This window comes from Calothrix sp. PCC 6303 (genome assembly GCF_000317435.1).
Lineage (GTDB): Bacteria > Cyanobacteriota > Cyanobacteriia > Cyanobacteriales > Nostocaceae > PCC-6303.
On the sequence record NC_019751.1, the window covers coordinates 907,212 to 934,114 of the forward strand.

22 protein-coding genes and 1 pseudogene are annotated in these 26,903 nt (G+C 40.2%); 14 read left to right on the forward strand and 9 right to left on the reverse strand.

Annotation, left to right across the window (positions count from 1 at the left end; genetic code table 11):
- The first annotated feature begins 494 nt into the window (after positions 1 to 494).
- The 3 genes from menD (at position 495) to CAL6303_RS03745 (ending at position 4,560) form a co-directional block, all read left to right on the forward strand.
- Positions 495 to 2,276, forward strand: a complete 1,782-nt coding sequence (gene menD, locus CAL6303_RS03735) for a 2-succinyl-5-enolpyruvyl-6-hydroxy-3-cyclohexene-1-carboxylic-acid synthase (protein ID WP_015196493.1) — start codon at positions 495 to 497, stop codon at positions 2,274 to 2,276.
- A gap of 123 nt (positions 2,277 to 2,399) precedes the next feature.
- Positions 2,400 to 3,233, forward strand: a complete 834-nt coding sequence (gene menB, locus CAL6303_RS03740; RefSeq protein WP_015196494.1) for a 1,4-dihydroxy-2-naphthoyl-CoA synthase — start codon at positions 2,400 to 2,402, stop codon at positions 3,231 to 3,233.
- A gap of 148 nt (positions 3,234 to 3,381) precedes the next feature.
- Positions 3,382 to 4,560, forward strand: coding sequence for a M20 family metallopeptidase (locus CAL6303_RS03745; RefSeq protein ID WP_015196495.1), 1,179 nt, complete (start codon positions 3,382 to 3,384; stop codon positions 4,558 to 4,560).
- A 766-nt stretch (positions 4,561 to 5,326) separates the two neighbouring features.
- On the opposite strand, the gene CAL6303_RS03750 is transcribed toward CAL6303_RS03745, so the two are convergent.
- Complete coding sequence (locus tag CAL6303_RS03750) at positions 5,327 to 6,991, reverse strand: dipeptide ABC transporter ATP-binding protein (protein WP_015196496.1); 1,665 nt, start codon at positions 6,989 to 6,991, stop codon at positions 5,327 to 5,329.
- 267 nt (positions 6,992 to 7,258) lie between these two features.
- Between CAL6303_RS03750 and CAL6303_RS03755 the strand changes: the two genes are divergently transcribed.
- Both CAL6303_RS03755 and CAL6303_RS03760 read left to right on the forward strand, forming a co-directional pair.
- The gene (locus tag CAL6303_RS03755; protein WP_015196497.1) at positions 7,259 to 7,552 is read left to right on the forward strand and encodes a hypothetical protein; all 294 of its coding nucleotides are present in this window, start codon (positions 7,259 to 7,261) and stop codon (positions 7,550 to 7,552) included.
- Positions 7,537 to 8,088 (forward strand): hypothetical protein, encoded by a 552-nt coding sequence (locus CAL6303_RS03760; RefSeq protein ID WP_015196498.1) that lies wholly within the window; start codon positions 7,537 to 7,539, stop codon positions 8,086 to 8,088. Before CAL6303_RS03755 ends, CAL6303_RS03760 begins: the two co-directional genes overlap by 16 nt.
- A gap of 60 nt (positions 8,089 to 8,148) precedes the next feature.
- Here CAL6303_RS03760 and patD read toward each other — a convergent pair whose 3' ends face one another.
- Positions 8,149 to 8,502, reverse strand: a complete 354-nt coding sequence (patD, locus tag CAL6303_RS03765) for a heterocyst frequency control protein PatD (protein WP_015196499.1) — start codon at positions 8,500 to 8,502, stop codon at positions 8,149 to 8,151.
- 292 nt (positions 8,503 to 8,794) lie between these two features.
- On the opposite strand from patD, the gene CAL6303_RS03770 reads away from it, so the two are divergent.
- From CAL6303_RS03770 to CAL6303_RS28335, 3 genes are all read left to right on the forward strand, one after another.
- The gene (locus tag CAL6303_RS03770; protein ID WP_015196500.1) at positions 8,795 to 11,071 is read left to right on the forward strand and encodes a RelA/SpoT family protein; all 2,277 of its coding nucleotides are present in this window, start codon (positions 8,795 to 8,797) and stop codon (positions 11,069 to 11,071) included.
- Positions 11,072 to 11,477: 406 nt separating this feature from the next.
- The gene (locus tag CAL6303_RS31005) at positions 11,478 to 11,624 is read left to right on the forward strand and encodes a ribbon-helix-helix protein, CopG family (RefSeq protein WP_015196501.1); all 147 of its coding nucleotides are present in this window, start codon (positions 11,478 to 11,480) and stop codon (positions 11,622 to 11,624) included.
- A 679-nt stretch (positions 11,625 to 12,303) separates the two neighbouring features.
- On the forward strand, positions 12,304 to 14,088 hold the full coding sequence (locus CAL6303_RS28335) for an ATP-binding protein (RefSeq protein WP_015196502.1): 1,785 nt from the start codon (positions 12,304 to 12,306) through the stop codon (positions 14,086 to 14,088).
- Between the two features lie 229 nt (positions 14,089 to 14,317).
- On the opposite strand, the gene CAL6303_RS28340 is transcribed toward CAL6303_RS28335, so the two are convergent.
- Positions 14,318 to 14,881, reverse strand: a complete 564-nt coding sequence (locus tag CAL6303_RS28340; protein WP_015196503.1) for a DUF5331 domain-containing protein — start codon at positions 14,879 to 14,881, stop codon at positions 14,318 to 14,320.
- 264 nt (positions 14,882 to 15,145) lie between these two features.
- The gene (locus tag CAL6303_RS03790; protein WP_015196504.1) at positions 15,146 to 15,451 is read right to left on the reverse strand and encodes a (2Fe-2S) ferredoxin domain-containing protein; all 306 of its coding nucleotides are present in this window, start codon (positions 15,449 to 15,451) and stop codon (positions 15,146 to 15,148) included.
- Between the two features lie 219 nt (positions 15,452 to 15,670).
- Here CAL6303_RS03790 and CAL6303_RS03795 point away from each other — a divergent pair, with 219 nt between their 5' ends.
- From CAL6303_RS03795 to CAL6303_RS03810, 5 genes and pseudogenes are all read left to right on the forward strand, one after another.
- On the forward strand, positions 15,671 to 16,468 hold the full coding sequence (locus CAL6303_RS03795; protein WP_015196505.1) for a hypothetical protein: 798 nt from the start codon (positions 15,671 to 15,673) through the stop codon (positions 16,466 to 16,468).
- A 190-nt stretch (positions 16,469 to 16,658) separates the two neighbouring features.
- Positions 16,659 to 16,790 (forward strand): annotated as a pseudogene (locus CAL6303_RS29765) (ISKra4 family transposase); the annotation flags it as partial.
- Positions 16,791 to 17,215: 425 nt separating this feature from the next.
- Complete coding sequence (locus tag CAL6303_RS03800; protein ID WP_015196506.1) at positions 17,216 to 17,455, forward strand: hypothetical protein; 240 nt, start codon at positions 17,216 to 17,218, stop codon at positions 17,453 to 17,455.
- Entirely contained in the window at positions 17,443 to 17,883 is a 441-nt protein-coding gene (locus CAL6303_RS03805; RefSeq protein WP_015196507.1) for a type II toxin-antitoxin system VapC family toxin, read from the forward strand. The genes CAL6303_RS03800 and CAL6303_RS03805 overlap by 13 nt, the downstream gene beginning before the upstream one ends.
- Before the next feature lie 74 nt (positions 17,884 to 17,957).
- Entirely contained in the window at positions 17,958 to 19,508 is a 1,551-nt protein-coding gene (locus CAL6303_RS03810) for a bifunctional ADP-dependent NAD(P)H-hydrate dehydratase/NAD(P)H-hydrate epimerase (RefSeq protein ID WP_041739057.1), read from the forward strand.
- Between the two features lie 98 nt (positions 19,509 to 19,606).
- Here CAL6303_RS03810 and CAL6303_RS03815 read toward each other — a convergent pair whose 3' ends face one another.
- Together CAL6303_RS03815 and rlmD are read right to left on the reverse strand one after the other, a co-directional pair.
- Complete coding sequence (locus CAL6303_RS03815) at positions 19,607 to 20,056, reverse strand: ATP-binding protein (RefSeq protein ID WP_015196509.1); 450 nt, start codon at positions 20,054 to 20,056, stop codon at positions 19,607 to 19,609.
- 430 nt (positions 20,057 to 20,486) lie between these two features.
- Positions 20,487 to 21,848 carry a 23S rRNA (uracil(1939)-C(5))-methyltransferase RlmD gene (rlmD, locus tag CAL6303_RS03820; protein ID WP_015196510.1) on the reverse strand — a complete coding sequence of 454 codons (1,362 nt, stop codon included), beginning with the start codon at positions 21,846 to 21,848 and terminating at the stop codon, positions 20,487 to 20,489.
- Positions 21,849 to 22,320: 472 nt separating this feature from the next.
- Between rlmD and CAL6303_RS03825 the strand changes: the two genes are divergently transcribed.
- Positions 22,321 to 22,806, forward strand: a complete 486-nt coding sequence (locus CAL6303_RS03825) for an allophycocyanin subunit alpha-B (RefSeq protein WP_015196511.1) — start codon at positions 22,321 to 22,323, stop codon at positions 22,804 to 22,806.
- Positions 22,807 to 23,124: 318 nt separating this feature from the next.
- Here CAL6303_RS03825 and CAL6303_RS03830 read toward each other — a convergent pair whose 3' ends face one another.
- From CAL6303_RS03830 to CAL6303_RS03840, 3 genes are all read right to left on the reverse strand, one after another.
- Positions 23,125 to 23,463 (reverse strand): DUF952 domain-containing protein, encoded by a 339-nt coding sequence (locus CAL6303_RS03830; RefSeq protein ID WP_015196512.1) that lies wholly within the window; start codon positions 23,461 to 23,463, stop codon positions 23,125 to 23,127.
- Between the two features lie 82 nt (positions 23,464 to 23,545).
- Positions 23,546 to 25,081 carry a thioredoxin-like domain-containing protein gene (locus tag CAL6303_RS03835; RefSeq protein WP_015196513.1) on the reverse strand — a complete coding sequence of 512 codons (1,536 nt, stop codon included), beginning with the start codon at positions 25,079 to 25,081 and terminating at the stop codon, positions 23,546 to 23,548.
- A 100-nt stretch (positions 25,082 to 25,181) separates the two neighbouring features.
- Entirely contained in the window at positions 25,182 to 26,669 is a 1,488-nt protein-coding gene (locus CAL6303_RS03840) for a hypothetical protein (protein ID WP_238993769.1), read from the reverse strand.
- Positions 26,670 to 26,903: the final 234 nt, after the last annotated feature.

Sequence of the window (26,903 nt, forward strand, 5' to 3'; positions counted from 1 at the left end):
CAGTTGACAGGGAAAACTTCGAGTTTTGACATACTCCCCGGTACGGGGATTCTTCACGCTTCAATGACTGATGCTACCGTAGGCGATAAGCTTAGACGCATCTAAATGACATCTTTTAAAATGCGAAACCCTTGCTGTAAGGTTTTCAGAATTACAAATTAAGTGCGTTTTAGCTTAGTAGTCTTACTGTGTGTCGATGTGCATTTATAGTGGTGGCAATGCCCTATCCCGAATTTGTTTATATTCTTGGTTTAATTTCCTTAGGACGTTTCTAATGACGTAAGGGACTTCCAGAAAATAAAATATCCTGTGGTTTGGGCAGCGTTCGATGGTTCCTGAGCCTGTCGGAGGACTGAGCGCTCACGGCGAAGTCTTGCCTAAAAAGATTGGGATGCCTGTTCCACAATAAAAAATTGGATAATTATTTAATTGGAAGTTCCTAAATTTGTAGTCATCGCGTAAGTCCTGTCCCTGTTCCCCATTCCCAATCTAAAATGTCAGATGTTTTTCGCAACACAAATGAACTTTGGAGTTATATCCTTGCCGAAACCTTAAAAAATCTAGGGTTAAAATTGGTTGTAATTTGCCCTGGTTCCCGCTCTACGCCATTAGTTGTTGCGTTTTCTCAAAAAATTGCCGACATCGAGGTAATATCGATTCTAGATGAACGTTCAGCGGCTTTTTTTGCTTTGGGTAGGGCAAAGATTACAGGGGTTCCCAGTGCTGTTATTTGTACATCTGGTACCGCAGGGGCAAATTTTTATCCAGCTGTGATTGAAGCTAGAGAAAGTCGTATCCCACTATTATTATTAACTGCCGATAGACCACCAGAATTACGAAATTGTCATTCTGGGCAAACCATTAACCAGGTGAAATTATATGGTGATTATCCTAACTGGCAAGCCGAATTAGCTTTACCTGTGTTGTCTATGGGGATGTTGGGATATCTGCGACAAACCGTCGTTTATGCTTGGGAAAAAACCCTAACTCAAGTACCTGGGGCAGTTCATTTAAATATACCTTTGCGTGACCCCCTCGCGCCAATTCCTGATGAATCTCCAAATATTATTTCTCAACCTCCTTTTTTGTTGAGTGAAGGTAAAAATATCAGGTTTGAAGCAGGTGATTTTTTTTCGGCAATCAAAACCTACTTTCCCACTCCCAAATACCAATTTGATTTTCCCCAAAGTCAACGGGGTGTGATTATTGCTGGGGTAGCACAACCAAAAAATCCTGAAGCATATTGTAATGCGATCGCGTCTCTTGCCAAAAGCCTAAATTATCCAGTTTTAGCAGAGGGACTTTCTCCAGTTCGCAATTATGCCCATGTTAATCCCAACATTGTCTCTACTTACGATTTAATTCTCCGCAATCCCCGTCTCACATCCCAGTTAACTCCAGAAGTTGTGATTCAAATCGGGGATATGTCTACAAGTAAGGAACTTCGCAACTGGTTAACTACAACCCAACCCCACAGATGGATAATTGATCCGAGTGATCAAAATTTGGATCCTCTACATGGGAGAACTACCCATTTACGAGTTGGGGTTGAGGATTTGGTGGGGTTAAAAGAAGGCAGAAGGGAATTTAAATCCCAACTCAAAAGCAATCCGCTTGTAGAGACGGAGGAATTATATTTGGAGTTGTGGTTAAATGCTGAGAAACAGGTTCGTCAGCAAATAGACGAAACCTTTACAAAAATTGATTATTTTCTCGAAAGTAAAATTTCCTGGCTACTTCCCCAAATTCTTCCCCCTGATACACCCATATTCATTGCCAATAGTATGCCAGTTCGGGATGTAGAATTTTTCTGGCAACCCAATAATTCTCAAATTCTCCCCTTTTTCAATCGTGGTGCGAATGGAATTGATGGGACTTTATCCACTGCTTTAGGAGTGATGCATCATCGAAGTGGTGTAATGCTAACGGGGGATTTGGCTTTGTTGCATGACACTAATGGATTTTTAATCAGAAATAAATTTATTGGACATCTGACAATTATTCTGATTAATAATAATGGGGGAGGAATTTTTGAGATGCTGCCAATTTCCCAATTTGAACCACCATTTGAAGAATTTTTTGCCACCCCCCAAGATATTAATTTTGCTCAACTAGCTGCTACATATAGTGTTGAGTATGAATTAATGTCATCTTGGCAACAATTAGCCGAAAAGTTAAATCCGTTACCTCAACAAGGAATCAGAATTTTAGAAATCCCCACCAATCGCAAAGCTGATGCGAAATGGAGAAAAGACAACTTGGGTAAATTTGGATAAATTTTAACGATGCATTCCTCCCGATTGCTCTAACGGTGCGGTAAGATTTTCAAGAAAGATGCAGGGGAAATGACTCCTTCCTGCCCCTTTTCCTCTTCTTCAATCAGAATGCGATCGCAACCAATGCCAACTAACTGGAAAATCGTCAAAACCTACGAAGATATTCTTTACCACAAAGCTGACGGGATTGCTAAAATCACCATCAATCGTCCTCACAAGCGCAATGCTTTCCGTCCTAAAACAGTATTTGAACTGTATGAGGCTTTTTCTGATGCTCGTGAAGATACGACTATTGGAGTTGTTTTATTTACTGGTTCGGGACCCCACACTGATGGTAAATACGCCTTTTGTTCTGGTGGTGATCAAAGTGTCAGGGGGGAAGCAGGCTATATTGATGATTCGGGAACGCCACGTTTAAATGTATTAGATTTACAGAAACTCATTCGTTCCATGCCCAAAGTTGTCATTGCTTTGGTTGCTGGATATGCAATTGGAGGAGGGCATGTTCTCCACCTAATTTGCGATTTAACCATCGCTGCTGATAACGCTATTTTCGGGCAAACAGGACCCAAAGTTGGTAGTTTTGATGGTGGTTTTGGCGCTAGCTATCTTGCCCGTGTTGTTGGACAAAAAAAAGCCCGCGAAATCTGGTTTCTCTGCCGTCAATATGATGCTAAACAAGCTCTAGATATGGGTTTGGTGAATACAATTGTACCAGTAGAACAATTGGAAGCTGAAGGAATTCAATGGGCAAATGAAATCCTGGAAAAAAGCCCAATTGCGATTCGTTGCCTGAAATCAGCATTTAACGCCGATTGTGACGGGCAAGCTGGTTTACAAGAATTAGCGGGGAATGCCACTTTACTTTATTACATGACACAGGAAGGCAGCGAAGGTAAACAAGCCTTCTTAGAAAAGCGTGAACCGAATTTCCGTTCTTTTCCTTGGCTACCTTGATTTTACCGAAAAATTGGTTATAAACAAGGGTTTGAGCTTGACGACAATTAAAATCTGAAAGGTAAAACCGTCCCCTGTTCGCTGTTACCCGTTCCCCGTTCTCTTTTCCCTCTTTATCATGGGATAAAGTATGTGAATAAATTAAGTGATGTTAAGCCATATTCAAGATTTAGCAGCAAAATTAGCGCCTCGGTTGCTGGAAATTCGTCGTCATATCCACTCACACCCAGAACTAAGCGGTCAAGAGTACCAAACAGCAGCCTATGTTGCGGGTGTATTATCTTCTAGTGGGATACATGTAAAAGAAGGAATTGGAAAAACAGGAGTGATTGGGGAATTAGCAAGTTCAGGTGAAGATCAACGAATTTTGGCAATTCGCACTGATATGGACGCTTTACCCATTCAAGAACGTACTGGTTTGGATTTCGCTTCCAAAGAAACAGGGATAATGCACGCTTGTGGACATGATGTCCATACAACTGTCGGCTTGGGAACAGCGATGGTTTTATCGCGGTTATCGGAAGCTTTGCCGGGGAAGGTTCGCTTCCTGTTTCAACCTGCTGAAGAAATCGCTCAGGGTGCCAATTGGATGGTGCAAGACGGCGCTATGGAAGATGTTTCGGCGATTTTAGGTGTCCATGTGTTTCCATCGATTCCAGGGGGTTGTGTGGGCTTAAGGTATGGGGCTTTAACTGCGGCTGCGGATGATTTGGAGATTACCATAATTGGGGAATCGGGACATGGTGCCAGACCCCACGAAGCAATTGATGCAATTTGGATTGCTTCCCAGGTAATTACGACATTACAACAGGCAATTAGCCGCACACAAAATCCTTTACGTCCAGTGGTTTTAAGTATTGGACAAATAAATGGCGGTCGAGCACCGAATATAATTGCAGATAAAGTTAGCCTTCGGGGAACAGTGCGATCGCTTCATCCCCAAAGCCGTGCTAATTTACCAGAATGGATCGAAAATATTGTCACTAGTGTTTGCTCTGCCTATGGGGCAAAATGTCAAGTAGATTATCGTCAAGGTGTCCCCAGTGTTCAAAATGACTACGCCTTAACACAGTTATTGCAATCCTCCGCAGAAGAAGCTTGGGGAAGCGACTGTGTGCAGATTCTTCCAGAACCTTCCCTAGGAGCTGAGGATTTTTCTGTATATTTAGATCATGCACCTGGTTCGATGTTTCGTTTAGGTGTTGGTTTCCCAGAACGTGGTAACAATCATCCCCTACACCATCCTCAATTTGAAGTCAACGAAGCCGCCATTATTACCGGGGTAGTGACAATGGCGTATGCAGGGTATAAATATTGGCAGGTATAAATTCAGTAGGGGCGAACAACCGTTCGTCCAAGCTGATAGAAATTCAAATAATGATTGCAACACATCAACCAGTAGAGACGTATTAGTGCTACGTTTCTACAATTACCAGTAGTAAAATACTTTTGATACTGCTCTGTAGAAAAACCACCGGAATAACCTACGAAAAATAGGTTTTTAGGATTATTAATGAGCGTCGAATTTGGTATAAATTTCACTCCCAAATCACCGTATTTTCGATCAAGAGGCTGATTAATCTTCATAATTGCCCAATCATTAGGACTAATATTGTTACTTTCCTGAAAATCAGTCCCATAAATAACCTTTTCCGGTTCTACCGATCCCTTGATGGATAATAAAGGCTAATTAAAGGCTCAATCTCTTATCTAGAATGGTTTTTACTCCTTTAATCCTGCACGTTCGCTTATTTTTAAACAATGAGAATTGGGCATTTTTTTACTTGGAGTACTCTTATTGGAAGTGAAAAATCAAGATCTCAGAAACCAGGTTTCACCACCTTAGTAAACAAACCATCAAACACTAAAACTTAAAGAAACCTGGTTTCCTGTACAAACTAATCAACCCGCAACAACCTTATCCTCCAAAATAAACTAGGTTGAACACGACTTTTCGACTTCGAGGAAGCCCGGTTTCTTTAGTCGGAGTGAAAAATCGTGATGTTGAATGTGGAGAAACCGGGATTTTGGGGTTACTGGGTGTGGATGAAAACCTTGATTGTGTGAGCTTTTACGTGGTTTTCTGAGGTTATTTAGGCTCTGGCAAGTAACGGGGCTGCCGCTAAAAGTGTTTTAGTATATTCATGTTGGGGATTGGCGAAAATTTTCTTGGTGTTGCCAATTTCCACGATTTTACCCCCATTCATCACGGCAATGCGATCGCATAAAAATCTCGCTAACCATAAATCGTGGGTAATAAATAGATAAGTTAGTTCAAATTCGTCTTTGAGTTCTAACATCAATTCCAGTACTTGCGATTGCACACTTGCATCTAACATGCTCACGGGTTCGTCACAAATCAGGAGTTTGGGACGGGTAATTAATGCCCTAGCAATTGCTACCCGTTGCTGTTGTCCCCCTGACAAGTCGGAGGGGTGACGCTGATAGTACATCTCAGCAGGGGTTAAACCTACCCGTTCTAACATTGCCAAAACTTGCTGTTTTGCTTCATCTTGGGTAGCAATTCCGTGAATTAGTAGCGGATCAGCGATATTTTGCCCTACTGACATTGCCGGATTTAAACATGCATGGGGATCTTGGAATACCATTTGCATTTGTCTGCGTTGTTGCCGCATATCTTGACGGGATAGGGTGGTTAACTCGGTACCGAGGAATTCCACATGTCCATCGGTGGGACGAATCAACTGTAAAATTGTCCGGGAAAGGGTGCTTTTTCCGCATCCCGACTCCCCCACCAATCCCAGGATTTCCCCTTGATACAGTTCCAAATTTATCCCGTCTACGGCTTTAATTGCTTGACCTTGATTACCAAATATGCGTTCAATAAAGTTAGGTTCAATGATGTAGTGTTGCTCTAATTGAGAAACCCGTAAAATTGGTGTTTTGGAAGGATTACTAGGTTGCGACTCGTTCCCTACTTCCTCAGTATCATGGGTAAGTTCATCCACCGATTGAATATGTAAAGCTGCCTTCAACAACGATTGAGTATAGGCATGTTGAGGATTGCGAAAAACTTCATCGGTAGTTCCAGTTTCCACCATTTTACCAAAGTACATCACGCCAATGCGATCGCAGTATTCCGCAACCATCGCTAAATCGTGGGAAATTAGCAATAAAGCCATATTTTCCTGGCTACAAAGTCTTGTCAACTCCTGCAAAATCTGTGCGGAAACCGTCACATCTAAACTGGTGGTGGGTTCATCGGCAACAATTAATTTGGGACTTAACAACAAAGCCAAAGCAATTGCTACCCGTTGTCGCATCCCCCCGCTAAATTCATGGGGAAACTGACTCCAGCGACTACTGGGAATATTAACTTTTTCCAAAGTAGCGATCGCTTTTTCCTTTGCTTGTTTTTTTGATAATTCTGGGGAATGTGCTTTCAAGGTTTCTAAACAATGATCCCCGATTGTCATCAGCGGATCTAAACGTGTCATCGGATCTTGGAAAATCAAACCAACTGCTTCACCACGAAATTTCCGCATCTCTTCCGGTGTCATATCAAACACCGATTTCCCCTGAAACATCACCCTTCCTTGTACCTGGGAAGCACTGGGCAAAAGCCGCATCGCTGCCCTACCAAGGGTTGATTTGCCGCACCCAGACTCACCCACCAAACCCATTCTCTCACCGGGTTGTAGAGCGAATGATACATTATCAATTGCCCAATTAATTTCTTCATCACGTTGAGGATAGGCAACGCGCAGATTTTCCACACTAAATAGAGTTTCGCTCATAGTTGTAAAAATAGGTTAAATAGAGTTGGCTAATTTTTACACACTCCAGAGTATTACAACAAGTGAGTGAAGAGTTAGGGACTTCTATATGACTTACGCACTGTACAAATCCATCATGTTATGACTCAGTGAAGAAGAAAAAAGTAAGTAAAACTTTTGATATTTTAGACTGATATCGAGTAAATACCTACGTATTAGTACTTATAACCTAAATATTTAAAATTTAGGTTATTCAATAATCATCTAACTTAAGTGATTGGTAACGAGATGGCAAAAAAAAATCCCATTCGTAAATTCGGCAATAATTATCACCTTAATATCAGGCAGCATAAATCGAGTGAAATTTTGAAGATTTCTAGCAGCTTTTTTGCTCTTTTAGGGGGCATATTGCTAGCATCAAATACCGAAATCAGCGCTTACGGATTTATTTTATTGGCAATGAGTTCTAGCCAAATGCTGATTGCAAATTTGCAAATTCAAGATAAAACAATGATTTTATATGCTGGTTCTGTATTTTTGTTTGTTGATTGTTTAGGGGTATACAGATGGCTTTTAAGCTAACCAAAAGTTTTGAAAACAGCGTTAATAATTTAACAGTCAAAGAAGCTTATAATTTAGCTTTTGATTTTGAAGAATCTTATATCCCTTCTTTAGTGTGGTTAATGGAAAACCCTGATAGTCCGCTACCATTTCCCGGCAAGATCCATCTTCGCAACCATGATTATATTCATATCTTGCTTGGACGAGAAAAATCATCTCAAGATGAAGCATTTGTAGTTGGTTTTACCATGGGTAATAGCACAAAAGTCAAGTGGATTCATTTAAAGATATTCAGGTTATTTTCACAATATCTATATCCTGCACCTTTCAATTTTTCAAATTCAGATTTACAAGCATTTGATTTAGGTGTTTCCTACGGACGGAAAATCAAATTGAAAAATTTGAATGAGATGGATATGTGTCAGTACGAAAACCTAACAGTTGAATCAGCGAGAGACATTTTGGGAATTGATGCTGAAGAAATTAGACTATTACGTAAATTTGAAAGTTGGTTATTACCAGACACCGCAACATCAAAGGAGTTAGTTTCAATTTAGAAAAAAATAAAGTACTAAATATTACCTACTGTGATGGGAAGTATTCAACAGAAGTGAACTCTAGCTTTCATTTTCCGACTTCCCATCCAACACAGCTTGACAATAGCTAATTAGAATGGAAATGCGATCGCTTATTGCTTTTAACCTGCTTTCTACCGTCGCTGGCTGCTTTGCCCCCTGCAAAAATAAAATATCCACATCCAAAAGCCTTAGCTGCTTACTAATTTCAGTGCGATAAGAACGTTCGTACCACTCATCACTATCCAAAGGAACAATCTGTTCCTGAAAAAATTGTTGTAATATCCTTATATTCTCTTTAAGTTCCTGTAAACTCAACTCATTCACCGAGACATTAAGACTCAACTGCCTCAAAAATGTCATCAATGTATCATATTTATCCTGGTTTAGAGACATCTAATGCTTCTTGAGATACTATGATTGTCAAGAATTTTTCTTGTAGAATAGTCTTTTTAAGCGATAGACAAAATATATTGCCTCAGAACCCAGTTTTTGAGGCTAAGTTTGTTGCTTATGGATTTTTTCAACTATGATTCTTGACCCCTAAACAGAATAAACCACAGTTGTTCTCCAGACAACCGCACATAGCAAGAATTTTTCAAAATTCTATTCCTCTTGAGTTAATGGCGCTTCCATCGTCATTATCTTCTGCATCCTACCCCAAAAAACTCGCCAGATCCTAGCCAATATGAACGCTATACTTGCTAATACTCCCGATGACATCAACCTTCCGGATTGGTTAAAAAGTTGCTTAAAAACACTATCTACGGAACAGTCAGATTCTAGCGATGCTCGAAGGACAAATGATACAGATTTAATTTGCCGAGCTTTTATATTTGCCTACCAACTTCATCAAGGACAGTACCGGAAATCTGGAGAACCATACATCTACCATCCTGTTGCTGTAGCTGGTCTATTGCGTGACCTAGGCGGCAGTCCTGCTATGATAGCAGCTGGATTTCTCCATGATGTAGTTGAAGATACAGAAGTTACAGTTGAAGATATAGAAAGTAAATTTGGCGAAGAAGTTCGCCGTTTAGTGGAGGGTGTCACCAAGCTTTCCAAAATCAACTTTAAAAGTAAAACTGAAGGTCAAGCTGAAAATTTTCGCCGCATGTTTTTGGCAATGGCACAAGATATCCGCGTGATTGTGGTTAAACTAGCCGATCGTCTTCATAACATGCGAACAATGGAAGTCATGTCAGAGGAAAGCCGTCGTCGAAATGCCCAAGAAACCCGTGATATTTATGCTCCCCTAGCGAATCGCTTGGGGATTTGGCGTTTTAAGTGGGAATTAGAGGACTTAGCCTTTAAATATCTCGAACCTCAATCTTTTCGGGAAATGCAAAAACATGTTGCCGAAAAACGCGATGCCCGCGAAGATAGATTGAAGACAGTTTCTGATATGCTACGAACTCGGATGGTTGAGGCTGGAATCCAATGTACCGATATTAGTGGTAGACCTAAGCATCTTTACAGTATTTTCCAAAAGATGCAACGCCAAAATAAAGAATTTAACGAAATTTATGATTTAGCAGCAATTAGAGTAATTGTAACTACCAATGAGGAATGTTACCGGGCTTTAGCGGTGCTACATGATGTGTTCCGACCGATCCCCGGCAGATTTAAGGATTATATCGGTTTACCCAAATCAAACCGCTACCAGTCGTTACACACTGGGGTAATTAGTCCTTGGGGTCGTCCTTTAGAAGCACAGATTCGGACTTTAGAAATGCATCGGATTGCAGAGTACGGAATTGCCGCACATTGGAAATACAAAGAAACAGGTGGTTCTAATTTTACCCAAACCAGTCCATCGGATGAGAAATTTACCTGGGTGCGACAGTTATTAGAATGGCAAAATGACCTTAAAGATGCTCAAGAATACATGGATAGCATCAAAAACAATCTATTTGAAGATGATGTCTATGTATTTACTCCTAAAGGTGATTTAGTTGCTTTAAGTGCGGGTTCCACCTCAGTAGACTTTGCTTACCGTATTCATAGTGAAGTTGGAAATCATTGTGGAGGAGCAAAGGTAAATGGGAGAATGATCCCACTCTCTACAAAGTTGCAAAATGGGGACATAGTTGAGATTATGACCCAAAAAAGCAACCACCCTAGTTTAGATTGGTTAAACTTTGTTGCCACCTCCGCAGCCAAAAACCGGATCAAGCAGTGGTATAAACGCTCAAGACGGGAAGAAAATGTAACTAGGGGTCGTGATTTACTGGAAAAAGAACTAGGTAAAACCGGGTTTGAAAATATTCTCAAATCAGATGCGATGCACGCAGTTGCAGAACGATGTAATTACCACAGTGTGGAGGACTTGTTAGCTGGTTTGGGGTATGGGGAAACTACCTTGAATTTAGTCTTAAATCGCTGGCGAGAAATCATTAAATCTCAACAACCTCCCGTTGCATCCATCACCGAGATTCCCCCCAATTTGCCCACGTCTGCACCCAAAGTTTCTAGGGAAGCAGGTTCGGTAATTTCTCGCGCTTCCGATTCTCCGATTTTAGGAGTTGAGGGCTTAGTCTATCACTTGGCAGGCTGTTGTACACCAATTCCCGGCGAGCAAATTATCGGTGTAGTTACCAGAGGACGGGGAATTACCATCCATCGACAGGGTTGTAATAACTTGGAACATGTGGAATGCGATCGCTTAATTCCTGTAACCTGGAATGGAGCAATTGAACGTCACACCCATCCCCAAACATACCCAATTGCTGTGCAAATTGAAGCCTTAGACCGAGTTGGTGTCCTCAAGGATATTCTTTCCCGTTTGAGTGACCAAGGAATCAACGTCCGTCATGCTAGCGTTAAAACTACCCTTAGTCAACCAGCCCTAATTGACTTGGGGATCGAAATACGCGATCGCATCCAATTAGAACACATCTTTGTCCAAATCAAAAAGATGAGCGATATTCTTAATATTCGCCGTGTTGGTGAAAATAATGAGTAGAATTCCCGTGAAGTACCCCAACCTGCTTCGCCGAGGTTGGGGCTTCCAACATCATTGAATCAGTGACGGTCTTATTCGTCTGCGGAGTTTCCCGTCTCAACCGCTCTTGCCACGTTAGGAACTTCCGAGGAAGTCGAGAACTAAATCTCGTGATGGTCTTACAAAGCGTCCACAGGCAGCCGCCCGTCTACCACAGGCAGTTTGATTTCTTTTCCGTACACCTCTGTATGGCTTATTTTTACCGCAGAACGTAATCATGCGAACCAGTGACCGAGATCTTTTCCCTTTTCTCTCGCTCTTAGTCTAGGCAAGCGTATTACCGCTACTGTAGCCGTTTGTTATATGAGTCGAGTGGGTGGGTCAACAACCACTATAATGGTAGCATATCTATACTTTATTTGCTACCATGACACAGATTAGCTTGAGGTTATCTGAACGGGAAAAAGAACATTTGCAGAAGTATTGCGAATTGACTCAAAGAAATCAGACAGAAGTGTTGCGCGACCTCATAAGAAGATTATCAGTCAAAGGGGCATTGAACCCCCTTGACTGACCTGCTATCCATCCCCAGGCTGTAGAGCCGTGGGGAATTCCGCAAAATCAGTTAAATTTCTCAAAAATCAAAGGGAAGCTTGGAGGAAGAATCAATTACAGTTTCTTCCTTTCTTCACGAGTAGGGTAATTATACAGACGTGGCAACACTGCCTCTTTACAAGTTCCCTGCTGTCTTGTTTTTCCAAGGGACTTCTGGAATTGTAAAAAACTGGGTTTCGTTACGTGTGATACTTAGTCTTAAATAAAACATTGTTATTGCGTGTTTGTTCTGATAAACAAACTAGTGTAAGTTGTATATTATAGAACCTATATATTGTAAAATTGTTTAATCCTATTTCCATTACATTGCTTTGATAGAATCCTATATATGTTGCCTCGTAGCTTTGTTCATTTATCGAAAAATATTCAGTATTTTCCCTACGGATATCCACTAATTAGAATACAAATAGCCTCCAGTAGTGTAAGTAAGTCGCCATAAATCAACACAACTTCTTGAAAACTATTTTTCGGGGTTTCCGCCTCCAAAAAAGTTCCCGCTGTGTAACAAAGTATAAATTAAACCCACATCTTTGCCACTACTCACTGCCCACAACAATAATTTTTTCCACCTACTTAGTGCAGTCTTAAACTTGTCTTGATTCCCCACAGCTTTATAAAAAGTATATTTTTGAACAAGCATGTCCACCGAAACTATCAACCTAGAACTTATCGCTTTACGTCAACGGGTTCAAGAATTAGAACAAAAACTTGCAGCAGGTGTTGACACAAATCAGAAGATCGAAACAGATCTCGAAAATAGCGCATCTAGGTTGAAAAAATTGATGGCAAATATACCTGGTTTAGTTTATGAATTTTGCTTAAATCCTGATGGTAGAATTTACTTTACTTATATATCTGACAGGTATGCTGAAATATTAGGAATTGAGTCTCAAGAAATTACTCACAATTCACCAACTTTGATGAATGGAATTTACCCAGTAGATCGTAAATCATTCATTGAATCTGTAGCTGAATCAGGTAGAACCTTGAAACCCTGGACTTGGGAAGGTCGGATTATCACACCCTCACAACAAATTAAATGGTTGCGCGGATTTTCTCATCCTGAACAGCAAAGTAATGGGATAATAACTTGGCATGGAATATTTATTGATATTACTGAAACTAGGCAACTAGAAAAACAAGTTAAACGAATTAATTCAATTTTTAACGCTCAATTTGAAGCGGGAATTGATGGAATTTTAATAATCGATGAAAAACGAAAAATTCAGACATACAATCGACGTTTTTGTGAGATGTGGCAAATTCCCATAACCGTAGATAATTGTTTGAGTGATGAGGAAGTACTCCAACAGATATTTTCCCAATTAATCCATCCAGAAGAATTTCTGCTTACCCTTGATTTTTTATCCGAACAAAGAACCGCATTTCTGTACAATGATGTGGCTTTAAAAAATAATCGAGTATTTGAGCGCTATTCAGCCCCGATTGTTTGTGAAGGTGGAGAGTATTTTGGTAGAATTTGGTACTTCCGCGATATTAGCGATCGCAAACGCTCTGAAACAGCATTAAAAAAGTCTGAAATTCAACTGCGTCACCAAAAGTTAGAATTAGAAGCAACCCTCAAAGAACTTCAGCGTACACAGTCGCAGCTAATTCAAAATGAAAAAATGTCATCATTAGGTCAACTAGTTGCAGGAGTTGCCCATGAAATTAATAATCCTGTAAATTTTATTTACGGTAATTTGGATCATGCCGAAAAATATGGTCAAGATTTAGTAAAAATGCTAAATCTATATCAAAACTACTACCCCCAACCTCATGCCGAAATTCAAGCCGAAGCTGAAATTATAGACTTGAATTTTCTGCTTACAGACTTACCAAAAATTTACACTTCAATGAAAGTCGGAGCAAATAGAATCCGCGAAATTGTCACTTCATTACGGACATTTTCTCGTCTAGATGAAGCTGAATTAAAAATTATCAACATCCACGAAGGCATTGATAGCACTTTAATGATTTTGGAACACCGTCTCAAAGGTAAGTCAGGCTATCCAACAATTAAAATAATTAAAAAGTATGGAATTTTACCTTTAATTGAATGTTATGCAGGACAATTAAATCAAGTATTTATGAATATTCTCGCTAATGCAATTGACGCATTAGAAACTGGAATCGAAAATAAGTTAACAAAACAACCAACTATTGAGATTACTTCTGAAGTAATTGACCGTCACAATATTCTGATTCGCATCATTGATAATGGTACGGGCATTACTGAAGAAGTGAAACAGCGATTATTTGACCCTTTTTACACAACAAAACCCGTAGGTAAAGGGACAGGTATGGGATTATCAATTAGTTATCAAATCGTTACTGAACGTCACCAAGGCAGTTTAGAGTGCAAATCTATAGTTGGAGAGGGTACAGAATTTATTGTGAAATTACCAATTAAAGCGTCTTGAACAAACTTTATCAAAAAATTCACGCTGGTGGTTACTGAGCTTATGGAAGGACAGAAAACACGCTGCTTTTAGAAGGAGGGGAATTGAACCCCCGAACGTGATTGAGGCAAACAATTTTGATCCGCTATAAGTCTATATATTCAAGATTAGCTTTTCCAAGGTACAAAGCGATACCTACGGTGGTAAACTACGCATTTCACAACTAAGGCAGTCACCACAACAACCAACCCTAAAATGGGATAAAAGCTACATCCTCCTGATTGAAATCTCGACCTTGACAAAAATCATCAATCCAGTTAGACAGATTACGTGGTTGAATTATTGGTGCTTGATTAACTTCATCGGGAAAGACTTTGACAATTTGGCTACCATTATTATTCCGAAGCGCTAAAGTATCTCCGAAGCGAACTTGCCTCAGATAGGAAGAAGCGATCGCAACTCGCAATTGAACCCCGGATTCTGGTTGTTCTACTAAATTTTCCTTGACAATTGTCCCTTCTTGATTATGGGAACTATTCACCTCAACCAAACTTAATTCAGCTTCCGGATTGAAATTTAGTCCCAAAGCAGCAACCATCGCATCTGGATCACTATTTAATTCTGCCAACAAAGGCAACATATCGATTAACTCTGGTTCCATCACCGTCACAGTTGCCAAAATAAAGCTGGAAAGTGGACGACGTTCTTCTTCAAACGTTGCCCAAATCTGCATTTTTTCCATCCAATGACGGTTTTGACGATAGTATTGCAGCCACTTAAACTTTAAAGACTGACGCAAGCCCTGAACATTCATAGGACAGTTAAATTTTAATCACGCAAGGCATTACCCCAAACAAACGTATTTATATCATAATTTACAGGTCTTTGATACTCCCCACTGATGAATCAGGGGGATTCTTGAATGAATCCGAAAACCCTCAAAGGTCTTATCAAAGCACCTCTAGGCCCTCAAAACAACTACCAGTACAAAAGGTATTGCAATTGCGCTTACTTTTAACTTGGTGAGGCATAAAAATAGCCCACCCTCGCTATCGCAGGTTTGGAAAGGGATTGACCTCTACTTAGGATTTGCTGTTTCCGTGGCGGTAGGATGAAATTTAGAATACAGCATTGATGTAACTACTCTATTTTCAAGTAGGTGATTTTTTACCACCAAAGCAACCTCGCTGGCTTGGACACCACAGTACCAAACCAACTCAGGTAAAATTAATACCATCGGTCCATTACCGCATTGTCCCAAGCAACCACTTGCCGTCACCGTAACATCATTTACAGGTAAAGCTTGAAAAGCCTCTAACACAGACTTTGCACCTTGTTTCTTACAAGATCTATTTTGACACACCCGAACACAGCGTACTGACATAAAGATTTGGGTTTTGAAGAAAAAATTTTAGATTCAGGCAAAAATTCTATGTATATGTACAATGGTGCAAATAAACATCACGCTTGGAAGTAAGTAAATCACTTAAAAGCTTTTCATACTGTCTTATCTACTGTAGCCTTTGGTATCCAGTATTCCTAAAAATCTACTTCCTGTAGTGACTATTCAGTTTCTAGTTCCTTTATTTAGTAGCTTACTTATATGTTGAGTGCATTACCCACCCGTTTTTTACAGCAAATCTTGGTAATTAAACTTTCTCTGCGAACATTGCCATTATTCCTACTCCTAACATCATCTCCAATATCTGCACAAACTGTTACCCCAGGAGGCTTTGAGCAGTTGCCACCCGTACCTGTAAGTCCTGGAGGCTATGTGACTAACAGTACCAATACTTACGATTTTCGAGCGCCAAATTATAACCAAGCTACACCACCAGCCCAACCCACCACTCAGTACCAGTATAGCCAAAACAACGAGCGTTATTTAGTCATTGTTAACAGTAATAGTCCTCAAGTTCTCCAACAAGTACGGCAAATTGAACCAACTGCATATTTTCGTGCGGTTCAAGGTGGTTCAGTTATTCAAGCAGGAACTTTCACTCGCATTACTAACGTCCAAAACCGACTCCGACAACTAGCTGATAATCGAATTGGTGGTGTACGTGTCTTCAATTTAGCCAATGGTCAGGAAATGAATTATGCTTCTGGAGGGAATATTAACAATGGTGGTGGCAATAATCCTAATCCTAACCCTAACTATGAGCAAAGGCGTTCCGATTATTATTATGTAGCTATTCCTGGTAATCCTAATGAGTTAATCACCATTGAAAATAAAATTCGTGGCAATATTGGGCAAGTAGTAGGGGTTATCCGTCGCAATGAACCCAGGGGAACCCATATCGCAGTGGGACCATTTAGTCAACGGTTACAAGCGGAACAGTGGAATAATTATTTACAAAATATGGGCTTTGATAACTCTAGAGTCTACTACGGGAAGTAAATTTGGTTGTAGTTTTATTAGTTGTTCTGGCAATTATGCGATCGCACAAAGTGGTTGCCAAGGGCATCGCACAAGCACTGTTTGTTAGATGCCAGAATGGCTTTTCTCAGTTCGCTAAAATGAATTGTAGCGCCAAAAAAAACAGTTTCAGTTACCAATCAAAAAATTTTAACTAAACCTTGTCTATTTTGGTTCTGGCGCTGTCGAGTCTACTATCAAACAGATAGATCGACGATTAAAAATCTCTGGAGCACAGTGGAATGAATATAATGTCCCTCAAGTTCTCAAGCATCGCTGCGCTTATCTTAACACCCAGCTTTAGAACCTGTTTAGTTCTTTTGTTCTAACAAAGTTGACATGCTCTCAATAAATAGCAAAACTTTCAAAGTAAATTTGGCTTTTCTTCTAGAGATTGTGTGAACAGTTGGATTTCTCAACAATACCAATTCGATAACCGAAGGCATCCAGCAATTCAATTAAAGGCTTTACGCTCCACTTCGTTACGCTCAGAATGACAAACTATGCCTCCCAAAACTTTTTAAACATGCTCTAAGTTTCGTGCCAGAGAAATTCAAATCATCAGCAGTCAACTAATATTAATGGAGGTTTTAGTTGTTCCATTGCGTAATGGTAATAATTTCTAGCCTCTGCCTGGAAACGTATTCCTTTGAGGCTCCCACGCAGAGCATGGGAATTAAACCCCCAAATGGGTTTAAACTATGAATTACGAATTATGAATTATAAATTATGCAACCAGCTTTACGTATCACAACCAAAGTTTTACCAGGAAACAAGATAGAAATTGAAATACCCGAAGCTGAGATTGGCGATAGTGTTGATGTATTTGTGATCCTACCAGAAAAAGTAGAAACCAAAAAGCGTTCTGTACTGGACATTATAGAAGAAAGTCGCAGGAGACATCCTTCTCGATCTGCTGAGGATATAGACAGACAACTACAAGAAGAACGCTTATCATGGGACAGCTAATACTTCCAACAAGTGGCTCTATTTATATAGATACTTCGGTGGCTATTTATACTATTGAAGGTAATCCTGATTATTATTCTCTTCTGCAACCACTGTGGTCTAAGTTTTACACCGGAGAAATTCAAATTATCAGCAGTGAACTAATATTAATGGAGGTTTTAGTTGTTCCATTACGTAATGCCAATAATTCTTTGGTAGCAGACTATGAAGAACTATTATTATTTCAAATCCAGTTAATTCCTATAAGTCAATTAATACTGCGGCAAGCTGCTAATCTTAGGGCTAAAACCAACCTCAAAACGCCCGATGCTATTCATGCTGCAACAGCTTTATCTGTTAGTTGTAACCAATTTATTACCAATGATAAGGGTTTTCGCAATCTTCCGGCTTTACCTGTTGTTATCTTTAGTGAAATGTTAGCATCTTGAATAATAGTTAATAGTAAACGAGAAAATACAAATGTCCTAACAATTATGGCTACTGCTATATCTCTAGAGGTGATATTTTGACTAAAAGAGCAATTCCCCAGATTGTAGTAACAGCGCAGCAGATGCGCGATATTGAGGGACGGATTTTTGCGGCTGGGATGCCCGTTGCTGCATTGATGGAAAAGGTGGCAGGTATGATATATAGTCGCATTCTCCAACTGTACCCCATTGCTACGACCAAACATGTCGGGATACTGGTGGGACCAGGACATAATGGGGGAGATGCAGCTGTAGTTGCCCGTGAGTTACATTTCCGGGGTTATGATGTGGGGATCTATTGTCCTTTTTCCAAAGTTAAGGAATTGACTTCTCAACACCTTCAATATACTCAAAGCTTGGGGATTCCCTCATCTACCTCCGTGAGTTCCTTGGAGGATGCGGAATTAATTATTGATGGGTTGTTTGGTTTCGGTTTGGAAAGGGAATTAGTTGGTGATGTTGCTGCTGCAATTAATCAAGTAAATCTTTGGCAAAAACCAGTTATTAGCATTGATCTTCCTTCCGGGTTACATACCGATACTGGGGAAGTTTTGGGGACTGCAATCCGCGCTACTCACACTCTGTGTTTGGGTTTGTGGAAGTTGGGTTTATTTCAGGATTCGGCTTTGGAATATGTTGGTAAAGCTGAATTAATTGACTTTGATATTCCCGAAACAGATGTAAATGCTGTTTTGGCGGATGTTCCGAAAATTAAACTAGTAACTGATATTACAGTATCCTCAACCGTACCCTTACCTCGTCCATCTGTCACCCACAAGTATCAACAAGGACATTTACTTTTAATTTGTGGCTCCCGAAGATACGCAGGAGGGGCAATTCTCACAGGTTTGGGTGCGCGTGGTAGTGGTGTGGGGATGCTATCGATTGCAGTACCAGAATCCCTCCAAGATTTACTAGTTGCACAGTTGCCAGAAGCCCTAATTATCGGCTGTCCAGAGACGGAAACCGGGGCAATTGCCCAGTTAAAATTACCCGAAAATATTAGCTTAACTTCCTTTGATGCGATCGCTTGTGGTCCAGGATTAACTCGTGATGCGGGATCAATTGTTCGGCAGGTATTGGAAAGTACTACAGCATTACTCCTGGATGCCGATGCTTTGAATATTTTAGCAAGTTTGGGGACGAATCAAGAGTTACGAAAAAGACAAGCGTATACAGTAATTACACCCCATGCTGGCGAATTTCAACGCCTCTTCCCCGATATCCCCACCCAAGATAGAATCACAGCAGTTGTTGCAGCCTCAAAGCAAAGTCAAGCCACAGTTTTATTCAAAGGGGCAAGAACGGCAATTGCCAACCCCCTGGGCAATGTTTGGATAGTCCCAGAAAGTACCCCAGCTTTAGCCCGTGGTGGCAGTGGTGATGTGTTAACAGGATTGATGGGGGGTTTATTGGCACAAAATATTCTCCGCCAAAAGAACCTAGATGAAACCGTCGCCACGGCTGCATGGTGGCACGCAAAAGCTGGGATAATGGCAGCAAGCGATCGCACTGAGTTGGGAGTTGATGCCCACACGTTGACACAGTATTTGCTCAAGGTTTTATCGAGTATTGGACATCTTTAAAAATTAATTATGTTCACAACGCATATATCCAAAATATCAACATCAGGGTTAATACGTAAATAGAGACGCAACGTCCTGCATCTCTACTGTGAAAACACTTATTTTTTTAAAGACAATCTTGCTCGATTTTGTAATTGCTTACAAAGCCTTAATTCTGTACCTTTTTTATTCCACTCAACTTGATCAAAAATTTGGTGAAGAATTGACATTCCCCGACCATTTTCGGCTTCATCTGGTGGTAGATATTCAGTGTTATCAGTTTCGTAAATGAATGTGGGATTAAATCCACAGCCCTGATCTGATATTATCCACCAGTACTGATTATCTATTAGTGAAAAACGAACTATTACTTTTTTACTTGGATCTAAATTGTTGCCATGTTTGGCTGCATTTACAAGGGCTTCTTGAAGTCCTAAACGCAGTTCCCCCTGTAATTTTAGAGGGATATCTGTCAACAATAAATCTAGGATTGGGCAGAGGTAGAGAGTTGAGGCAAAACTAATTGTGCCCCAGTTGCGTCCAACTGGACGAAGCGAGATAGTAATCACTAGGAAAACCCCGTAGCTTTCAGAGTTGGCTAGACATCAGTCTGGTGTCATAGGCACCCTGATCAAAATTGAGGTGGTCGTATCGCCTTCAAACTTAAGTTTTAAATACTGTATTTTGAGAATGCTAGGGAGCATTTTCTCTTGGGATGCTATCGAACTGTTTACTTTACAAAACGGTCAGATTATGTTGACTTGGGCGATTACCAATGTAGTAGATGCTTAACTGTTTCTAGAGTCTTGTGATAGTCATTTATCTGCCATTTCGCCATTTTGGTAAATTTGCTTGCAAGAACAAGAGAAGATGCAACTTTAGTTTATTAAATCAAAAAGATTCATACATTCAGCTTAATTCAATTTTAGCATTTTTACTATGCAATAAGCTACAAATATCAAATGTGAGTTTTTGTGTTATTGCTTGCAAATTACCTTCTTAATGTGATAGCACAAGGAAAGCAGCAGCTTCCACATGTGCAGTTTGGGGAAAGAAATCTGCTGGTTGAATGGTGGTTAAAGTGTAAGTTCCATCTTGACAAAGTAGTTTGAGGTCACGGGCTAGGGTGGAAACTTTGCAGCTAACATAAACAATTTGTTTGGGTTTGGCTTTTAGTAGGGTTGTAATTACGGTGCGATCGCATCCTTTGCGCGGAGGGTCTAAAATTACAATGTCGGGCAACACATCTATCTTGGGAAGTAATTCTTCCACTGAACCAGCATAAAACTCAGCGTTGCTAATGCCATTTAATTGAGCATTTTGTTTTGCCTGTTCTACTGCTTCCGGTTGTAATTCCAAGCCAATCACCTGTTTAACTTGTTTTGCCAGCGGTAAACTGAGAGTTCCAATGCCACAATAAGCATCGAGAAGAACCTCATCCCCTTTAAGACTCAATTCCGACTGAATTTGTTGCAATAAAGCCTCCGCTATTTCTGTATAAACCTGAAAAAAGGTTTCTCCTCGCACTTGGAACTGTAATCCGGCAAACTCTTCCCGTAAAAAAGGCTTGCCAGCGATGCAACGAGTTTCCCGTCCAAAGATAGAATTAGTGCGATCACTATTCCGGTTTAACATCACTCCCACAAGTGGGGGATAGCGGTCTAACCACTCTTGTGCAATTGTCTCAATTTCTGGTATTCTAGGATCTTTAACTACTAAAGTTAATAAAATTTCACCTGTGCGGCGACCAATTCGCAAGCCCAAATGACGAATTAACCCGGTGTGAGTCTTCTCGTCATAAGGCTGCCACCGTTGTTTTTGAATATCTTGTTTAACTTCGCGCAACAAAATATTTAAACGCTCATCCTGCACAGGACACTGATTTAAATTCACAATTTGATGGCTACCCTTCTGGTAATAGCCAGCCACCACCTTCCCCGCAATAGACTTTCCAATGGGATAAGTAGCCTTATTGCGATAACCCAAAGCATCCCCAGCTAGCAACATTGGCTTCACATCTGGTGCCACAAAACCACCAATCCGTTCCAAAGCTTGAATAACCTGATTCCGCTTGGCAATAGTTTGATATTCATAATCCACATGTTGCCACTGACACCCGCCACACTTATCAGCCACAATACAACTTGGTCGCACCCGGTGTGGTGATGGCTGGAGAATTTCTTGTAACTTAGCTTGAGCATAATTTGGCTTTACATATAGCAGTCGTGCGAGAATGCGATCGCCTGGCACAGCATCAGCCACAAAAACCACCCGTTCAGATGTACGTCCTACACCATCCCCGGTATCACTTAAGTCGGAAATTTCCACTTCGATTAATTCACCTTGGTGCCAATTAGTCATAAAGTTTGAGATTTTGATTAGTTAAGTTGAGAATTGAAGATTAATCTAGAGTTGGTTAACAGAAGAACTCGACAGAGGAATTTTGTAGAGACACAATATATTGCGTCTCATATTCGGAATATGTTGGAAACATTTTTTGAATCGATATCAGATAATTGTTAACGTCCCTTAATATTCAAAGTGAGTTATACCCCTACTGAGAATACCCCGGCTATGTTCACTAAGCGAAGTCAAAAAATGGAGGGGAGTGGAACATGCAGCAGCAATTTTTCCTTCTACTCCAAAGCCTCCTCAGTTAACATCCCCCTCTTGTTGCCTTTTCCTCCATAACCCATCAACTCACATTCTGTACCCCTAATTCTCTTCTCACCGTTGTAAACGTATAAATTCAATACATAACAGCTCTTAGTGCTTCCCTTGTGCCTACAAGACTCGCTAAACTAGCAAATATATTTATGCAATTGCATTAATCATGACTGTAGTAAGCCAAGTTATTCTCAAGTCCGACGACGAACTCCGCTACCCTAGTAGCGGCGAACTCAAAAGCATCAATGATTTTTTGAAAACAGGTGAACAACGGATGCGTATCGTTGCCACCCTTGCTGAAAATGAGAAAAAAATTGTTCAAGAAGCCACCAAACAACTGTGGCAAAAGCGTCCTGACTTTATTTCACCTGGTGGAAACGCCTATGGTGAACGTCAGCGTGCTTTGTGTGTGCGTGACTATGGATGGTACTTACGCCTAATTACCTACGGTGTACTTGCTGGTGATAAAGAACCAATTGAGTCCATCGGTTTAATCGGTGTACGAGAAATGTACAATTCCTTAGGAGTACCCGTACCAGGAATGGTAGAAGCTATCGGCTGCCTAAAAGCAGCCTCACTTCAACTCCTTAGCCGTGACGATGCTGCTAAAGCTGCACCCTTCTTTGATTATGTCATTCAAGCAATGTCATAATAATCAACCAGAAGTTAGTCCAAAGTTGCATAAACTTTCAGGTGATGAGTAAGTTTTAAACCACTTATTACCCATAACATTTGCCACGAAAACACAAAATACTAAAAATTCCCCCACACTCGGTTACAGCTATGGCAAGTTCTTGTCAAGTCGGAACCAAGTTGTGGGGATATTTATTTATTCATGATTTTTGGGCATTTTTACTAATACTAATTAAAAAATAACCGTTCACTCTCAGTCTTCAAACTTATGACTAGAGCAATTATCTAAACAAGATTACTGCTTCTAAAAGCAATTATTAGTTAATGACTGAAAGGTTCACATCTCATCCGGTAATTTAAATAATCCTTCTTCATCTACTTCCAAATCTACAACTTTAAACACGGCATCGGTATTTAGTTCCCCGTATATGTGAGGAAATAATTCGCCATTGTTTGCTAATTCATTCCTAATTTCTGGCTTAACCTTGTTAGGATCAATATGAAGAATAACCAAATCACTTTGGTTTTTAAAAAATCTATTGGCAGAGGCTGCTACTTGTGACAGAGTTGAACAATGTATGAATCCTTCAGTTTTTAAGCTGTCTGCGGAGTAACTTCCTGTAACTTTGGCGTTTTCCCAGGCTTGACGTTCAGTAATGTGATATATAGGGTTCATAGTGGGTTAATCGACTTCGTACAAGTGAATGATGAATATTTTATAACGCAGAGTTTCGCAGAGTTTTTGAGAGATTGTATGATTAGCTGCGATGATTTTGAATTAGAGGGGGGGGAATGCAAATTCCGGGAGGACATAAACCTGGAAGTTCCATGGTTGTCACTTCTAAAGTGCTTAAATTGACTTTACGAATTGCATGATTGTTGGTGTCAGCAATATATAGATAGGAATCCCAATAACTTAAACCAGAGGGTTCAAAAAAACGTGCATCTGTTCCTTTAGCGTCGATAAATCCTGATTGAGTATCTCCCAATATTGTCTGACAATTACGGCTTTGAGAATCAACTAACTTAATTTTGTGATTATAGGTATCGGCAATCCAAAGTGAGTTATCTATATACTCAATTCCTAAACAATGTTGCAAACGTACTTCTGTACCTATTCCATCTTTATCTCCAAACAAATATAAGTCTTCACCACCGCAGATACTTTTGACTTGTGCAGATTCTCCGATTCCGACGCTGCGAATGGTACTAACTTCGCTATCGGCAATATACAAGTTTTCCCCGTCACTGGTGATTCCACTAGGTTGGGCAAAAACTGACTCGCTGAGTTCACCATCAAAACAAGCTTCCGCACCAGTACCAGTATAAGTACCGATGAGATGGGTTTCTAAATCCATTTTCCATAGTTGGTGCGAACCTGCGATCGCAATCCACAAATTCCCCTTTATTTTCACTAAATCCCAAGGTGAATTTAATGGTGTTTCTAAAGCTTTACCACAATGGGGACGAATATTCCGGCTTTGTATACCAGTTCCTGCGATGGTTCTAACTAGTTGATTTCCTAAATCTACCTGCCGTAAAGCATGATTTCCGGTATCTGCAATATAAAGAATTTGGTTTCCCTCATCAAAAGTCATTCCTTGAGGTGTCGAAAATGTAGCTGCTTCAAAATCACCATCAACAAAACCAGCTTTACCAACACCGATTATTTGCAGAACTTCCCCGTCGAATTTAGTCCAAATAATCCGGTGATGTGCAGTATCTGCAATAAATAAACCCACACTAGTTGCTAAAACTTTACCCGGAAATGCTAAGGGTGTAAGTAATGGTTGAGATTGTTTTTCTAAAGTTAACTTAATCCTTTGAAAATTAATGCTTCCCTGTTGTTCATATTGTTGAATCAACTGATTAATTAACTCATCCAAGATTTCCCTCTTCCCCTCACCCGAAAAATAATCCACCACATAACCATCGGGGGAAATCACCATCATCGTCGGGTAAGCACGAACTGCATAACTTTGCCAAACTCGCAATCCACTATCTACTAAAACTGGATGTTCGATATCATAACGGAGAATCGCTTGGCGGATATTCTCAATTTCTTTCTCATTGTCAAATTTCGCACTATGAACACCAATTACAGTCAAACTATTTGCATATTTTTCCTCTAAATACTTTAAATCTGGCAGCACATGTAGGCAATTAATACAGCAGTAAGTCCAAAAATCTAAAATTACAACCCTACCCCTGAGTTGCTGAAGTGACAAAGGTTTATCAGTATTCAGCCAGGGGTAATTTTTGGGAAATTCAGGTGCGCGAACACGAGGGGTCATGATGAGTATGGCAGAATTAGGAATTTATGAGCAATTTATTAAGTTTGGACAAGACATAATTCAGAAAAAACTATGTCCTGTCTGTCTTAATATTTTCTGTTTACTCAGGTGTAGGTGTAGCAATAACTTCCGGAATCGGAATTATTTCTGGATTAGGTGTAACAGGTTGTTGAGGTGCTTTGGGTTGGAAATATTTTCCCAAGCGGAATTTTTGGCTTTCTATTTGTTTAGTTACTTGTGGTGTGGGAATCACTTCAGGAGTTGGAATTTCTTCTGGTGTGGGAATCACTTCAGAAGTCGGAGTTATTTCTGGAGTTGGTGTGACAGGTTGTTGAACCGCTTTGGGTTGTAAGTATTTTCCAAACCTGGATTTTGTCGCTTCTGGTTGTTTAGTGACTTCAGGAGTAGGAGTTGCCACTACTTCGGGAATTGGAATTATTTCTGGAGTTTGAATTGGAGGTTCTTTAACAGCTTTAGGTTGTAGTAACTTGCCAAATTCGGGTTTTGAAGTTGAGGGTTGGGTAGTAACTTCTGGAATTGGAACTAATTCAGGAATGGGAGTTATCTCTGGTATTGGGGTGCTTTCGGGAACTGGCTCTTTGGCTATATAGTTAGGATCGACAATGCTGCGAACCTGTTCAATGGAAGTATCACCGCGAACAATTTTCGAGAGTGTATCCTTGCCGTTAGGTTGATAAACTATAGTCCTGGCAGTGTTATTAAAAACGTTTTTTACGGGTTTTCCCTGTCCATCCAGGAAATCTAATTTAACCCAGTTTTTCCCTACTTTCCAACCTTTCAGGTAAACCGATTCCCAGCGATCGAGAATAAAACTTTCACCATTAATTGTGCAACGAATCCGCCAATCTCCCAAGGTGTTCTTGGGGTCATTTTTAGCTGTAAGTTGGAGGGGAGCATTAGTTAAGTAAAAGTCCAAGAGAATGGGTTCTGCACCGTAGGTACCCTGGGAAGGACTATAAGTGATTAACGGTAGATTGGGACTGGGGTTATTTTCATCAGTTTTTGTAAAAACGTGAAATGTCGTTTGTGCGTAAGCATCTGCGTTTTTGAAGCTTTCATTCCAAGGGCGAGAAGCGAAAACCCTTAAAGTGTGAGTTCCAGGAGATAAATTTGTGATTTTTAGCGGTTGATTTAGATCATATATCTCTGTGTAGGGTTGATTATCGAGAATTACATCTAAATGAGAACCTAATTCCAGCTTGGAATCTTTGTGTATAGGTAAATCTTTAACTTGGAGACTGACGGTTAAATTATCTTCTGAGAGGATTTCATCAGCTTTAGGTGCAAGGATTTTCACCTGTGGTTGATATGCTTCTAGGCTGCGTCGTAATTCTTGAATTAATACTGGTGGAGAAACTTCGGAAATTTGGTTGGTTAATTGGGGATTGCTGCGGGGACTATAACTTGATTCGGTACTAGTGGCTTTGTCACCACAACTAGCCAAGTTGAGGATTAATGCGATCGCTATTACCAACTTTGAGCCTAACTTTAGCGCATTCCTCAAAAACGTTCCTTGATTACTTAGATTTTTCATCGTCACCAGCCATACATTCCAGTAATACTGCATCACGAATATTGTGACTTAAAATCACTCCTAATACTCAAGGGCAAACTCTCGCCCGCGATTATACTCAAAAAAACGTATCAAACGATAATTTATAAGAATTGTTTCCCTTTGTAAATTAAATGCAAAAACTATTGACATTTGGCTGTTTATCATGAGGATAAAGGCGAGATTTGACAATAGATCCGGCGATTTTTGGCTAGTTTTAATTATTGTTAAAATCTAGATAACTATGTG